This is a genomic window from Photorhabdus luminescens subsp. luminescens (assembly GCF_001083805.1).
GTDB lineage: Bacteria > Pseudomonadota > Gammaproteobacteria > Enterobacterales > Enterobacteriaceae > Photorhabdus > Photorhabdus luminescens.
In genome coordinates, this window is the sequence record NZ_JXSK01000005.1 from 275,557 (window position 1) to 291,403 (window position 15,847).

Below are 15,847 nucleotides of genomic sequence, written 5' to 3' on the forward strand. Positions count from 1 at the left end.
GATTATTCCTCCTGCTGTAATTGTTGTTTCACTTTCTCTTCCTGATTTTTCTCTATCTTTAAACCAATAAATGAAATGATTATCACACTAATAATCGCTATTAGCGAGTAGATGGAGAGTTCCAGACGACTATCAAATATTTGGAAAACAAATACAAAAAGCGGTGTTAACAATAATATATAAGAAACTTGTACAGGAGGAACTAAAGTAATACCCTTCTGTAGCATAAATAGAGGGATCACATTTCCGAATATAGCAATAATCATAAATTCAGTCAGATATGTGTTAAAATCGGCGGTCAGGTCTTTACTGAGATAAAACGACACGATGAGTAATAAGAAAAATCGCATTGACATTAATTGATAAAGATTAAAACCATTATCGTAGATTTTTTTTGACACGACATTAATGATAGCCATACAGAAACCGGTTAATATTGCCATTATAAAGCCATGAATTAATTGTCGATTTTCGACATTTGTGAGACCAGAGTGTCCTTCCGATACAGTATACCCGACTAACAGCATACAGATGATGGTGAAAACACTGACCAGTAATTTGACAGATGTTAAGTTTCTCATTTGCTTTAATAAAAAGACAGAGACAATTAACGTAGCTAACGGATTAATCCCGTACAATGTTGCTGCTGTAAGCGCTGGTTCCATATACCGCAATGAAATATATAAAAAGAGCCACGATCCAAGTGTCGCAGCATTAAGTATGAGGAAATACATTATGTTACGTAAATTCAATATGGCCTGATTATTACGATGAAAGTAGTTTAGTATGGCGAAAATAATTGTGATAATGGCAAAATTAATAAATAAAACGTTATAGACATTAATTCCCTGTAGGAGGGAACCGAGCCAAACTGATTGTGCGGCAGACAACACATCAAAGGTCAGAACGAATAATATTCCCTTGTTCATTTTAACACCCATAATTTACCGGATTTTTCCATTTCCCTAATGCGTTGGGTATCATATTCCAATGCACGCGGATCTTGGTTAGCCAAGAAAATTCCTCCAGGGCTATCAAACAGATTGCTGGTGGGTAATAATTGTTGGCCAATATTGATATTCCAGAATGCCGTGGTATAGGAAGACAATGTTTCAGCCCATTTCATGCCAGGAATATCGACGATCATCCCTTTGTCATAGTTAATCAAAGATACTGCTTTTGAATGCTTATAGTAAACCGGAGGCAATTGTGTACGTTGATGGAAACGCTCCGGATCGATGGCCGCATCAACTAGTAGATCAAGCTGTGACACATTCGAAAAAAACTGAACATTTTTTGGTGCCTTCGCACCATGCAACCGCGCACCCACTTCTATCAGTACTGGTCCATGTTCATCGACCATAATTTCAAAATGCGCAGCGCCAAAGTGGATACCTAGCGCATTCATCACATTTATCGCGTATTCAATAACGTTTTTGACTTCTTTTTCTGAGGGATGAATAAATAGTTCTTCTGAATAGACAATTGCACCATTTGGTAATATTTGTTTTTTGTACATGGACGTATTGGTGATGTAGTGTGTTTTATTCAAACTTACGCTATCGACGACATATTCTTTTCCTTTGATAAATTGCTGGGCTAGGACATATTCATTGTGATTTCCTAGAGCATCGTACTTGCCTACAATGTTAGAAATTGCTTGCTCTATCTCAGCGCCAGTCTGGCAAAATTTAACGCTGTCCGTACCGGCTGAACTGAGAGGTTTAATGACTATGGTTGATGATAAATGGTGTTCTAGCCATGGCTTCAACTCTTCGAAGCTTGACACTTTAATTTGTGGTATAGATCGTAACCCGGCTCGAGCTATCCGTTCTTGCATCAGGTACTTATCACGCAGGCAGAGTAGGATGTCTGGCTCACAACAGGGTAAACCCAGGTGATGAGCCAGTGTATTTGCCAGCAAGACACCACTTTCAGTTCCTGGTACCACGGCTTGGCAGTCATATTCATTAATTTTATTGATTAACTCACTAAAATTAGATATGGTATGGGGTAATTCGTTTATAAAATTATCTTTATGATAGGAGGCCGCATAGACTGCCGGTATATTTACACTGCTTTTAACGCAAACGCTTGAAAATCCCCTTGAATAAAACTCGCCAGCGAGATATTGTCCGCTGGAGTAAGGGTCAACAATCGCAACAGTCTTCATAGTAAACTCCATAAATTCTTACCAAATTTCATCCAATCATAAAAAAACACAAAGTAAATAGCTTTGGTTGTATTAAGATAACAAAACTTTCTATTCTGTGACTTATGTGGATAAAGTCCATTTCGTCCCGCTTGATGGATGTATAGGCGCAATATCAACCATTGAAATAATAAATTAGCGTTTATTTATTAGGAAACAAATATGGAATCAGTGGCGATCACGATTTAATGGTCGAATAATATTACTATCGGTAGCTATATTATCATTTTCAATATCTGCTATTGCCGCAGGACCTGATTGTTCAGATATAAATGGATGGGCAACTCAGCTTACTGCAAATAGTTTGAATGACTTTGGTATTGACAGACATAATATCGATTTCGATAAAACGCAAACATCATTAATTCTTTCTGAGAAATTAAACAAAAGTGAAGTAGCTATTATTCTACAACGTGAAATAGCTAAAGCTGAAAAGGACAAAATACTGAGTGATAAACATGAATTTGACGATATTTATTTATCTCATCCGATTTATAGGCAAATGTATCATGTAACATTTATCAACAAATCTAGGGATAAACTCAGTTTCATAACAATGGCTTTAGCTTCAGATGATGAATGTTCTATCGGTATATACCCGTTATCTTTCAAGTTGCCTCTTTGTTGGCTGCACTCACTCACCCCGGTCACATAGTTATCTATGCTCCCGGGGATTCGCTCCCTTGCCGTCGCGATGCACCTCGAAATCCATAGGGTATAGAAAATATTTATCAAATTTCAAAGGAAATACAAAAATATTGATGCTAGCTTTATTTAAAAGCCGCTTTCATTGAAGTGACCCCCAATAGTTGATATCCCCTATTCATGCATAGTGAATACTCTCTTATTAAATATCTTAATGATTAGGTATATTGATATGCTGATAATCATCAATAAAAATACTTTTAATGAAAAATTATATATAACAATGCTGGATAAATATGAGATTGGTATCCACATTAATATTGAAGCAGCTATTAATATAATTGAAATTAATACTTTGTGTGAGATTTTTATCTTTTCGTTAGAATAATTAATATCCTCTGGTTTATATCCGCTCATCAATATATCAAATGCTCTGCTAATATTAACGGATATGCTTATTAACGTAGTAATTAGCATTATTGCCATAGCGTAATCTACATATCTAAATAATGGATTATTGAACTCAAATACGGACATAAAAATAATATATGCAATGAATATATTTGAACAAATAGTTTCCTTCCTAAATATTCTATTTATTTTAATTTGTGATTTATAGTGATTTTTATGTTTTAAAGTCTGCTTGCAAATTCTAAATATCATGATATTCCCAAGTCATTTGTTGATTTTTCAACATTATGGGGAAATATTAATATTGTCAATTGGAATTATTGAAATATTCAATATATGTAGCAATAAAAAGATCCCTCACTTGAAGGATCTTTTATAAAAGAACAAATTAATCAGATTTACGATTAATTATTTCGCCATTAGTTGTACTACTTTCAGTTTCATTACTATAAGTTTTCACCAAAGGTATTTTGCCGGACAATACACCTTCCTGAACTGCCTTAACAATTCCGCTAACAGAATCAGGTAATGCAACATTGCCGCCTTTACTATTGTCATAACCAGTAACAGATTGTTGTTCCACATTTTGGGTATTAAGAATGACATTGCCTTTCTCGCTACCAATTTGCCCGCCAATCAGATGAGTATTTCCTTTTACATCTAAATTAACCCCTTGATTGCCGGAAATAACCGATTGTTCGCCGACATTTTCCCGATCTTTAATATCAACATTGCTCTTAAGTTTACCTGTAACCCCATTAATACCTTTAATATTATTAAGACTATTAAATGCAGAGGTTAATCTGTCCTGCCATCCTTTCGGTTGTGGCTCTTCGGTTGGGTTTTTAGATGGATCATCTTTCAATACCTCATCTTTCGACACATCGTCTTGAGGCGAATCATCCTGAGTTGCTTCGTCTTTAGGGATATCGTCACTTTTTACTTTGGATTCTTTCGTGTAATTAATGCCAGCATCAACACCGACATTTAATCCATGTTCAGTATCTTTACGGCTTTCAACTCGGAGATCGCCGCCAATACTGCCTTTTACCTGATCAGCCTCTATCCGCGCTCCGGCAACTGTCGTATCGCCGCCGCTGTTGATAACGACATGTTCACCTTTAATATGGCTATTACGTTGGGTTGTTGCTTGCAGGCGATCAATACCCGCTTTGACTTCCCCGCCAAAGTTATGTTTTGTGGTGGTGGTTGTACTTTCATCTTCCGCTTTCTTGATCGAGCTTGCATTCCCTCCATTGCCTTTCAGGTTAAATTCCCAACCATCGTTATTAATGCGATCCTGAGCAGATACCAGTTCAACATTACCTTGTTTAGCATTCAGGTCGATTTGCTTACCGGTCACTTCGGCGCCTTTCAGCGTCAAGTTATTGCCCGCACTTAGATTGACACCTTGCTGACCACTAATCTCACTGACCTGAGCTGTGGTACTATTTTTGCTATCTGTGTTGTAACCGCCGCCAAGACCGATATGAACATTCTTGCCTTCCGGCGAGTTCCCTCCTTTAGCAGATGCTTCTCCGTTATAACCGGTTGCTGTTTTCGTTGTGCTATTGGCGGCATTATCAAAACGGATATCACCTTTAGCATCTATATTGGCTTTGCCAGCGCCAGTATTCAGAGATGTGCCTTGATATTCAGCGTCCCTTTCGACGCGAATATTAATGTCATCCGCGGCGGTAATCCGGCTGGTTACTGCTTCGGTTGTCGCGGTATGGCTGCTTTGTATGCCGCCTTTGCCTTTACCATTACCGGAGATATCTTCACCGGTGGTGGTGTAAACACGTAAGTCAGCATTGCCGCGGGTTTCACTGTGGCTGCTTTCGTGGTGATTCTGTGCTGCTTTACTGTTATGGCTACCGGCGGTTAGTGTAACGTTACCCTTATCAGCACGATATTGAGTACCCTGATCATACAGCTCGCCATTGGTTTTCATGACGATATTGCTAGCCTGAACAGAAGTTACAACCGCTTCGGACTTTTGGTTTGCGGTCTGAATATTACTGCCGTTGGCGGCAATATCTGCGCCGAAATTAGGTGTGCCTTTTTTGGTTAAAGTGCCATCCAGCGCAGACTTAGCGGGTTCTTTAACGACTTTCTCAATTGGGCGAGTAACAGCGCTATAATCGACATTGACGCCAATATCTGCGCCAACCTGTAGTTTGCGATTGGTATTTGATTCCGTATTCGATACGGCCAGATTGCTGACCTTGCCTGCCTCAGCGGTATAAGCGCCATTGACTTCATGCTTAGTCCCTTCCTGAACCAATTCGCCGTTGGTTTTAATGTTCAAATTACCTGCGATTTGAGAACCGGAAACAACGGCAGTCGTACTGGTATGATTGTTATTATTACCTTCATAATTACCATGAATACCAGAACCAAATTTATCAACTCCTCCGGTAAGATAACCTCCAACGTAAGTTTTACTCTGAGATTTCTCTTCGGATTTTTTATTATCTGCGGCTAACAGATGAACATTCGCACCGGTGATCTTAGCATCACCTGTAGTCGTCACCAGATTGGAACCACGCAAGGTGACATCTTTATCAGCATCGATAGTGATGCTACCTCCACTCAAGGAGGAAGCTTGCTGTGTTATCGTCTGATTTTTTTGACTGTTACTGGTATGTTCAATACCTATTCCGGCACGATACTGTTTATCCCCCTTTGGTTGGAAGTGAACTTGCGGCTCCAGAGAGGTGCTTTGTTTATCAACCTGTTTCTGCTCGCCATAAGAGAGCACGTTGATATTACCGGATGTGTTCAGGCTAAGCGCGCCGGTACTTTGCACCTGACTGCCAATAATATTGATATCTTCATCACCGAGTAATTTGAGATCCGCTTCAGAAACCAACTCGCTGCCATGAGATTTCTGTTGATGGCTATTGGTTCTTTTTGAGCTGTTAGTGATGTTGAGTACGGTGCCTGTTCGCTCATCGATTTTTTGATTGATGTGACTGACCGCATTATCGATGGTGACTTCACCACTATTAGCATGTACAAAAGCACCTTGGGTCGCTTTTACTTTACTACCGGTAATCGCTATACCCTCATAACCTGATAGCAATAAACGCCCATTAGCCGTCAATTCGGATGCGTGGCTGGTTTCTTTCAACTCACTATTGTCTTTATTCTTGCCGCCGCCGATACCGCCCCAGTATCTTTTATCATCACGTACAGCACCGCTGTTAGCTGTTTTCTGAACATCTATTTGCAGTTGTTTACCGGCTTCCAGTGTCAGATTTTGACCTGCATGGACTTTCGCCCCAAGAATCTCGGCTTGATTTCCCGCTTTAATATCAATATTACGACCTGCTTGTAATTCACTGGCAATCAGGCGTTCGGTCTGTTTACTCTCTTCCCAACTTCCGGTCTGCAATTTAGCTGTTTGATTTTTTTTATAACCTTTTTCTGATGATGTTTCTATTTCAGTTAAGCCCGCAATCTGCACATCTTTTTTCGCTGTAATAGCCAGCTTATCGTTGGCATTTATTTGACTGCCACGGATCTTAACGTCACCTTCAACGGCATTTAAATTCACATTCTGCCGGGCGGTTATCGTATTCCCTGCCTGATGCAGTTTTTCACTTTCTCGAGTGACCTCATTGCGCCGGGAATAACGCCATTGGTTATCAATATTTTTAGTAGATTGTTTTAACTGCTGCCCATCTAAAGTCAGATTAGCGCCACTCAGATTAACATCATCACCCACGATATCCGTGGCTGTAATCCGGTTATTATTATTGGCGACCAATGAGATATTTTTGCCTGCTAGTTGAGTGCGGGCAAGTGACTGACTACTTTTACTCTCATTGACATAAGAACCGCTGAAATAGCTTTGGTAATTATTGCTACCATCACGGCTATATGCTGATTCGCTGACTTTACCTTTTACTTCAATATTATTACCTGTGAGCGCAACATCTCCGCCTTGCAGGTGCGCCGCTTCTAAATTGAGATTGCCGTGGGAATTAACCATAATCTCGTCACTGGCAGTAAGAGAACCTTGCAAATTAACGCCACTGCCTTTTGCGGTATTGAGTAGACGGATACGCCCCGCTTGCATACTGCCAAGATAATAGCTATCGAGAACACCGGTTAACTGTTGCTGAGAATCAATGATTTCTCCTGTGGCTGAGGTTTTATTTTCACCACTGATCGCATTAATCTCTTTTTGAGCGGTGACTAGGCCCCGGTTGTCAATTTTGGGTGCGATAAGATCAAGGATCGCATTGGCGATTAAACCATCCGATTTAATTTTCAGGCTATTCTGATTATTAAACATATTAAAACCTTGCAAATCACCTTGTTCTACCAATGGATTACCCACAACCAGAGAGGCGCGGTTAGTATTGATAAAGCCACATCCATTACAGGTGATGCCGTTTGGGTTTGCCAGTACATAATCTGCTGCTATACCAAACACCTCCTGTTGACCTAATAACAGAGAAGGGTTTCTGCTGATAACTTCATTCAGAATCAGGCTAGCGGCTTGACCATTTAAATTAGGGTTAGCAGCGAGCTGACCGGCTAATTGTGATTGCCCCTCCTTCAGCGCATTATTTAGCACGACGCCCATCTGACCGACGTTGTAATCCAGATATTGGTTATGTGACAGCCCGGAAGAGGAGGGGGTCACGATATTCACAACCGTTGCTTTACCTTCGGCAGCGAAAATATCGGGATGGTGTGCTGGATCGCCGCCGCCAACGATTTCGCTGGCAAAACTGGTAGAACAAGAGACAAGAATGATTGCCATAGAAGCGGTAAGCTTGCCGGTAGGGGATAACCTGAATTTTTTGTTTTTCATACATTAGTCTCTATATATTTAGTTATATTGTTGTGTGTACAGCGTTGGGTACTGCTTAAAACCATCAAAAGGTGTAAGAAAAACGGACTAGCACCTGAATGGGTTCATCAGATGCTCGGCGATTGGAAAGTAACTTTCCTCGGCTGGTTTCTATATCGAATACCATGCGTTGGTATTTCAGCGTGGCGCCGGAACTGATTCCGGCGCTGCTTTGCCAGCCTTGTGGGCTGCGATATCCCTGAACCCGGCCGGTATCAATGCCGATACGCATTGATAATGTGCTGTTGGCGAGGGGAAATGTCCGAGACAGCGTATTTTGCAGATACCAACCGTTATCCCCGGATAGCGTATTTTTGCTAAATCCCCGGACTGCATTCCGATCAGTGATATTTAGCCATTCGACGCCGGGCAGACCGCGCCGGTTGTATTGCCCATAAAACAGGTTATTGAGCTGATAAGGCGAGTTGAACAGCATAAAACGTTGATGCAGATTGACCATCAACTTGCCTTTGGTGAACTGTTTATTGAGATAAGAGGTTCCGGTTTGTGCGCCAAACCAAGGTAAACCTTGTTCAACACTCAGATTGAGCGTGATTAATCCGGTTGGAATGATATGTAAATGATTAGCACCGAGTTCAAAGACACTCAATGTTTGGCTACTGACGCCAATCTTGGCATCGTCGATGTAATTATTGTAATTCTTGTAAGTTAATTGCCCGCTGACACTATTAATCTGAGATTGATTACGATAGAAGGCAAAATCGGAACGCATGCCGATTTGCTGAGTATCACCATAAATCTTTATGGTTCTCATTTGTAAATGGGGGCGGCTGGCATATTGGGAATAACTGCCGAACCCACTGAATGTTGCTGCGCCATAGGGCGCCGAATAAAGCAGAGTATAAGCACGGCTGTACCGGTTGGATGGGCTATCCAACGTACTACTGGCATTCAGACTGATGAAATCGGATAAACCAAATGGACTGTCAAAACTGGCATTTGTGCGGACCAGCCATTTCCCAGTGCTCTTTTGCCCGTAATTATCAGTTTTGATATTCAATAGCCAAGGCTTACTGCGCTGATTATGCAGTTTAATTACCGAACCGCCATTCACTGCTCCTGGTAAAATATCCAGGGTGGTTTTATTAGACTGTAGCCGGTTAGCTTGATCTAAACCTTGATCGAGTTGCGTGATATTGAGCGGTTGTTTTTCCAGACCGGGAAATAACATACTACTATTCACCCAGCGATCACCGCCTTCGATTTTTTCAATAAACCCTTCGATAACATTTAGTCCTAACTCTCCATCGGTATTAGGGGCAATAAACTGAATACGGGCGGTGATATAGCCTTTACTGATATAAAGATGAGTCAGTTCGTGGCTGAGCCGATTGATATCATGACTACTGATACACATCGGGGACAAAGCGCTGAGCGTACTTAAATCCCGGATCGAGAGCAGGAAGATTCCTTTAAGGTAAACACCGGTTAACGGCAGACATTGTTTGGATTCTGGCAATATCGGCGCAGGAGTTGGTTCAGGGACAGTATTAGCCTGCTGCTTTAATTGCTGATATCGGCGTTGTTCTATCAGTTGGTTAATTTCCCTGGAACTGTCTTGCAGAGTTCTTCTCGCCTCAATCATTGGCAGGTTATTATTTATCTCTGCCGGAGAAGCGATTATCTGAAAGGAAATACAACCCAATATTAAAATAGATATTCTTTTTATCATTCATTCACCGATAAGGATGATATTTTATTCCATAAAACATAAATATAGGGTGATAGCCTGATGGTAATGACATTCAGATTGGCTGAATTATTTGTTATTAAAGCACACTCCTGGTTATATCTTTCTCTGATTAACGAGTGACGTTTCTTTTATATCTCGATTTTCTATTAGAAATTTTAATTAGTTGGTTATTCGGATAATAATGAGTTAATAAGAGCAATGATTTTATTGCTTATTAATGAATTAACTTAAGTGGAATAAGTAACAGGTGATGTTTTTTTAAATAATATCGGGTGTTGTACTAGGAAGATTTTTAAAGAAAGGAATGTTTAATCTAAGTAAGTAATAATAAACTAAATTTTAATTTACCGTTGTTTAGCTTGATAGACGATAATGCCAGATGTAATAGTTCCTGTAAGTTATCTTAGTTAAAGAAATAAATAATGGAGAGGAAATCATCTGAATTGATGACAGAATAATTGTCGGAAGATTGCTGAATTTATGGAGGGGAATAGAGTTTACCTGGATGTTAGAAGATTTTATTGATAAGGAAATAACATTATTATATAAATAATTATTTATTATGGATATTTAAGTGAGGTGGAAAATAAAAATACTGGAAAACTATTGTAATAATTTTCCAGTAGAAAATGACAATATACAAATGATTAGTTATTAGTTACTTCAACGTATGGATCATATCGATAATAACCCAAGAGCTTTTTGCCATCATAAGCAGCAAAGAACCATGTATATTGTTCTTCGCCTGGTCTATGAGCTGTTGCTTGGAAATAACTGTCTTGAGATTCAACAAAAATTACCTTAGGGGCATCTTCATCTGCATTAACGCCTGAAGGAACCATTGGAACTTTTTTGCCTATAGGATTCTGTGACCATATTTGTGATGGGACAGAGATGACATCTTCTCCTTTACTAAGTTTTTTGAATTTATACAGTATAATTGTATAGTCGAAATTATTAGATACAGTTGTCGCCCTCCATCTAATATTTGCATTAATGGGAACAGTTACACGGGCGCCAGATGAACTCGCCACTTTTAGCCCAAACTCTGGAGTATAATTTGCTATATATACATGCTGACGAATAATTGTTGGATCTTTAGGGTCCAGAGAATTTTTAAGATTATTAGTGTGAAGATATTCAATTATTGACTCAATATCAATAACAAAGGTCACATCAGCTGTAACAGATTTCCTGGCTGTAACAGTATCATCTTTACCCTGAATGATTTCATTCATTATAACACCTCTTTACATATTTAAATTATTTATTAGTAATCGAAAGATTATTTTGCTTACTCATTATTATTATAATAACTTTCTTTTTATATAATTAACTATTAAAGTTGAAACAGCTACTGGTATAAACCATAGTTTATACGGGAAAATTACTCATATATTTATTAGGTATTACTTCATATCGTTCAATATCTTGGCTAATTTATTGTTGTAAAAAATAAAACATAAATCTTTAGATTAAAATATCAAATAATCACTTACATTGACTTGAAAATAGTTTAATGTTCTTCATGTGGTTATAATATTTTTTTATATATATTGTTTTTCCTGATTATTAAAGTTTAAATTCTATTGATATAATTTCTCTTGTTTACGAATAATACATTGTGGCTTATCGGATCTTGCTTCTGTATAACAGTAAATAATTATTTTCTTTATTAAGTGTAAATTTTGCTACTATAATAAATATTGGGATTCACTATCAATATTCTTAATTTTCAAGAGGACATTGAATGAATATTTATCGACCATATACCTTACCCTATAATTTTCATAAATTAGACGTAGATGCCCATTTTGTGGCTGAAATTTGTGAGCTTATTAACAAAATTTCGGGGTTTAGTTTATTCTCCCTTTTATTAAAAGCGCGCTTTCCTATATCTAACCGAGAAGTGTATTTCTTTAATAATTATCATGAATCTTGGAGAGCTATTTATATAGAAAAAAAGTATTGGATGATTGATCCGGTTCTAAATTTCCGACCTGTGCCACCTTCTTTTTCAAAAATATGGGACTTGGATTTTTTTTCCAAATCTAATGGGCAAGAACTTTGGTATGTGAATCAGAAATATGGGTTTCGCTCTGGGATCACGTTTGGTCTTCCTGCATTTTCAGGAACTTATGGAATATTTTCTGTTGCGGGAAAAGAGGGGCCTATTGATAACGAGACAATGTATAAATGTAGTGGAGAAATTTTAGGAGTATACATTAGGATAATAAGATACTTAACATCACACACAAAATATTTACAATCGTTCTATATCGATAATACCTCATTTTCACATAGAGAATTAGAGGTATTAAGGTATACCGCAGATGGGATGACATCAAGTGAAATTGCATCAACCATTTGTGTCACTAAAAGTACAGTTGATTTTCACCTAATGAATATCGTCAAGAAACTGGATTGTAAGAATAAATTCCAGGCAATAGCTAAAGCTGCATTACTTGGCTATATATAACTAATATCAATTTGCAATTATCAGATGATTATATTTTTACCTTATAAATTAACTTAATGATTAATACTATTGCTCAAATGGATTATTACGAGAATTTGAGAAAAAACTGATTTTTGACCTTCGTATCTTTACTGGTATCGTTGTAAATAGAAGGTTGGAGAGATTTTCCTGACAAGATGACAATGATATCTATTCAAAATATAAAAACAGCCTCAACAAATGCACTTCTATTTTGGCAGAATAGTCATATTACGTTCTGCCTATACCTAATAGATTTCGAGTTGCAGCGCGGCGGCAAGTGAACGAATCCCCAGGAGCATAGATAACTATGTGACTGGGGTGAGTGAAAGCAGCCAACAAAGCAGCAGTTTGAAAGATGAAGGGTATATTCTTTGCTTAATATATGAGTGATTCAAAGGATGGTAATGACTGTTTGAATGGCTTTTAGTGTTCCCACCAAACCTACAGTCGTTGGCAGCATGAAGAATTTCTTGGTGCTATTCGTCATTGGTACCAACAACGTTTTAATTGTGAAATTAATACAAATTGGGTGGTTTATGGTCCTTCTGTGATTTACATGGCGTCTCAATTAATTCGTATTTGGTCTAAACCTAGTGAAAATATCGTTGTTCATACTCCTGCTTATGATGGTTTTTATAAAATTATTCAGGAGAATAAGCGGGGATTGCTTCCTTGCCCACTTGAGAAACAAGGCAATAACTGGGTGTGTGATATGGAAAAACTTGAAGTTTTGCTATCACAACCAGAAACCAAAATATTATTACTGTGCAACCCACACAATCCAACGGGCAAAGTCTGGAGTCATTCTGAACTTAAAACGATGTCTGTATTGTGTGAGCGTTATAATGTTAACGTTATCAGTGATGAAATTCATATGGATATAACCTTGGGGGGAACAAAACATATTCCTTGGAGTAAAGTTGCCACGACACATTGGGCATTAATGACCTCAGCATCCAAGTCATTTAATATTCCTGCGCTTACCGGTGCTTATGGTTTTATCAATGATAATCATAGTCGTGAGGCATATTCTCATCAACTAACGCAGTGTGATGGATTATCTTCTCCTGCTATTTTAGCGGTATCAGCCTATATTGCAGCTTACCGGGAAGGACATATCTGGCTTGATGAACTGCGCAATTACCTGAGTAATAACTTGAATTATGTGGCACAAGTACTGAATGCTGCATTTCCACAATTGAACTGGCAACCACCCCAGGCAACTTATTTGGCTTGGATAGACCTGCGTGATCTGAATATTGATGATGATAAATTGCAGCAGATACTTATCCATGAAGAAAAAGTTGCCATTATGCCGGGTAAAATTTATGGTGAAGCAGGTAAGGGATTTCTTCGTTTTAATGCGGGGTGCCCCCGTAGCAAAGTTGAATTGGGTATTCAAAAATTGATCTCAGCGTTGGGAAAACTTTGCTGATAATAAGCTGTTCTAATAGTTGAACAACTTATATTATTAATTATACACTGGTTCAGTGAGAATTGAGTTATCTAATCAACAGAACTCAATTCTTTTCTTTTTGATGGTAGATTCACATAATAAGTGCAACATCGTTAATCTGGAAGTAAACATGTTCGCATACCCTTAAATAATTCATTCGGTGTCTTCCCACCCCGTGTTTTTCGGGGGCGATGATTTAATCTGTTTACCACAAAATTTATTTCCTGATCAGAGACTTCATTAAAATCAGTTCCCTTTGGAAAGTATTGTCTAATTAACCCGTTGATATTCTCATTGATCCCTCTTTCCCAAGGCGAGTAAGGGTGGGCACAAAGTAAATTTCGGTTTCTAATTTTTTACTCATGGTTTCATGATCTGCGAACTCCAAACCGTTATCGAAGGTGATGGTCTTAACCCTTTGTTTTAACGGATATAATACTTTCACCACCGCCTTTGTGACTTCTGATGCTCGCTTGCCATCCAGTTTAACAATAATTGTATACAGCGTTTTACGATCAACCAGGGTTAATAAGGCACGTTTTTTATCTTTCCCATTATCGTATCACCTTCCCAGTCGCCGATACGCTCTTTTTTATCAACGATTTCCGGGCGCTTATCAATACTGACCCGATTTTTAATTTTGCCTCTTTTTTCATAGCAACCATAGCGTTTACGATAGGGTTTTCTAGCAATTCGTAGATGTTGCCATAAATCACCCCCCCTCTATTTTATCTTGATAAATCAGCCTATAAATCGTCTCATGATGCAAAAATATCCCTTTATGTTGCTTCAAATAATCCGCCACCTGCTCAGGACTTAAATCTTTCCAAATTAACCGTTTTATCCATTTTTTTACTTCCGGTGTGATTTTTACGGCTTTCTTAGCAAAATGACGACGAGCCAATCCCTTTAAATGAGCCTGTTCGGGGCAGTATGTCTGGACTTCTTGATTTCTCTTCAATTCTCTGCTGATGGTCGATGGGCTTCGCTTAAGTGACTCAGCAATGAAACGCTGTGAAAAACCCGCTTTTTTTAAACTGGAAATCTGATATCTTTCTGTCTCGGTCAGTTGTGTATAGGCCATAGTGCATTTTCCTGTGGCGGGAAAGGTGCCTACTATAGCAACTGACCGCCTTTCTGAAAAATTGCACTTATTAGTCGAATCCGCCATATCAAATCATTATTGGGAATTCCATTTTCCGATTTCTGATAAAAGCAATTTATTCCCTTGAGTGATTTCTAATATTCCGTCGAGATATATTGTATATGTCGTACCACGATTAATAAATTCATAACCATATAAGTTACAAGTTCCTGTTTTACAGTTTTTATTTAATGTTTTCCCTTTAAGTGTCAGTGTGGCGCTATCTTTTTTTCTTATTCCAGTATACACAACGTCATCACAAGTGACTTCACCTTCTGAGCAAAGAACATTAATAGTAATAATAAATTTCTCTGTTTCCAATGACGAAGTATAAGACGCAAACGATGTATAAGAATGGGAAATGGAAATAATCCCAATAAGAATAGAAAATATTTTTCTTACCATTTTTCATAGACTCCATTATTAAATATTTTTAACTCGGCTTCTCGTCGATTTATTAAGCCTTGATTGACCTTACCTTGTGATTTATTCCATGCTTTCCAGGCATCATCAATGCTGTCATAACCTGTCTTCGCATTTTCATCATTTATCATTTTTACAACAGATGATTTTTCAAATCCACCGATACCAATGTTATACGAAAATAAAACTAAAGCATCATATTCATTTTGTTTTATTTCCTTTGTTATTCCATCGTTCACAGCTTTTTCGTAAGGTGCAAGCGTATCCTTGAATAACTGTTCTGCTTCATCTTCTGTAATGCCATTTTTATATGTGTCCCATTCACTTCTTGAAATCAATTTACCATATCCGATAGTTGCCCCCTTAGTCCAATTATCTATATTTTTACCTGTTTGGTCATCATAGGGTTTCAATCGCAATCCCTCGATTTCTTTTAATAAATTTAATCCATCCTCGCTCATTGATTTTTCAT

General features: G+C 38.2%; 8 protein-coding genes and 2 pseudogenes. 2 read left to right on the forward strand and 8 right to left on the reverse strand.

Features of this window, described 5'->3' with window-relative positions; all coding sequences use genetic code 11:
* Positions 1 to 2: 2 nt before the first annotated feature.
* From TI10_RS14350 to TI10_RS14375, 5 genes are all read right to left on the reverse strand, one after another.
* Positions 3 to 929, reverse strand: a complete 927-nt coding sequence (locus TI10_RS14350) for a DMT family transporter (protein ID WP_162202280.1) — start codon at positions 927 to 929, stop codon at positions 3 to 5.
* Positions 926 to 2,173, reverse strand: a complete 1,248-nt coding sequence (locus TI10_RS14355; RefSeq protein WP_049584081.1) for an ATP-grasp domain-containing protein — start codon at positions 2,171 to 2,173, stop codon at positions 926 to 928. The genes TI10_RS14350 and TI10_RS14355 overlap by 4 nt, the downstream gene beginning before the upstream one ends.
* Before the next feature lie 1,483 nt (positions 2,174 to 3,656).
* Positions 3,657 to 8,099, reverse strand: coding sequence for a hemagglutinin repeat-containing protein (locus tag TI10_RS14365; protein WP_049584083.1), 4,443 nt, complete (start codon positions 8,097 to 8,099; stop codon positions 3,657 to 3,659).
* 64 nt (positions 8,100 to 8,163) lie between these two features.
* The gene (locus tag TI10_RS14370) at positions 8,164 to 9,831 is read right to left on the reverse strand and encodes a ShlB/FhaC/HecB family hemolysin secretion/activation protein (RefSeq protein WP_049584084.1); all 1,668 of its coding nucleotides are present in this window, start codon (positions 9,829 to 9,831) and stop codon (positions 8,164 to 8,166) included.
* Between the two features lie 668 nt (positions 9,832 to 10,499).
* A complete protein-coding gene (locus TI10_RS14375) occupies positions 10,500 to 11,090 on the reverse strand; it encodes an inclusion body family protein (RefSeq protein WP_049584085.1) in 591 nt (196 codons plus the stop codon).
* A gap of 512 nt (positions 11,091 to 11,602) precedes the next feature.
* Here TI10_RS14375 and TI10_RS14380 point away from each other — a divergent pair.
* Complete coding sequence (locus TI10_RS14380; protein WP_049584086.1) at positions 11,603 to 12,331, forward strand: LuxR family transcriptional regulator; 729 nt, start codon at positions 11,603 to 11,605, stop codon at positions 12,329 to 12,331.
* A 463-nt stretch (positions 12,332 to 12,794) separates the two neighbouring features.
* Positions 12,795 to 13,787, forward strand: a pseudogene (locus TI10_RS14385) (MalY/PatB family protein); the annotation flags it as partial.
* A gap of 134 nt (positions 13,788 to 13,921) precedes the next feature.
* Here TI10_RS14385 and TI10_RS14390 read toward each other — a convergent pair.
* From TI10_RS14390 to TI10_RS26035, 3 genes and pseudogenes are all read right to left on the reverse strand, one after another.
* Positions 13,922 to 14,892: pseudogene (locus TI10_RS14390) on the reverse strand (IS30 family transposase).
* 96 nt (positions 14,893 to 14,988) lie between these two features.
* Positions 14,989 to 15,357 carry a hypothetical protein gene (locus TI10_RS14395; RefSeq protein ID WP_049584088.1) on the reverse strand — a complete coding sequence of 123 codons (369 nt, stop codon included), beginning with the start codon at positions 15,355 to 15,357 and terminating at the stop codon, positions 14,989 to 14,991.
* Positions 15,351 to 15,836 (reverse strand): lysozyme, encoded by a 486-nt coding sequence (locus TI10_RS26035; RefSeq protein WP_081348040.1) that lies wholly within the window; start codon positions 15,834 to 15,836, stop codon positions 15,351 to 15,353. Before TI10_RS26035 ends, TI10_RS14395 begins: the two co-directional genes overlap by 7 nt.
* Between the last annotated feature and the right edge of the window lie 11 nt (positions 15,837 to 15,847).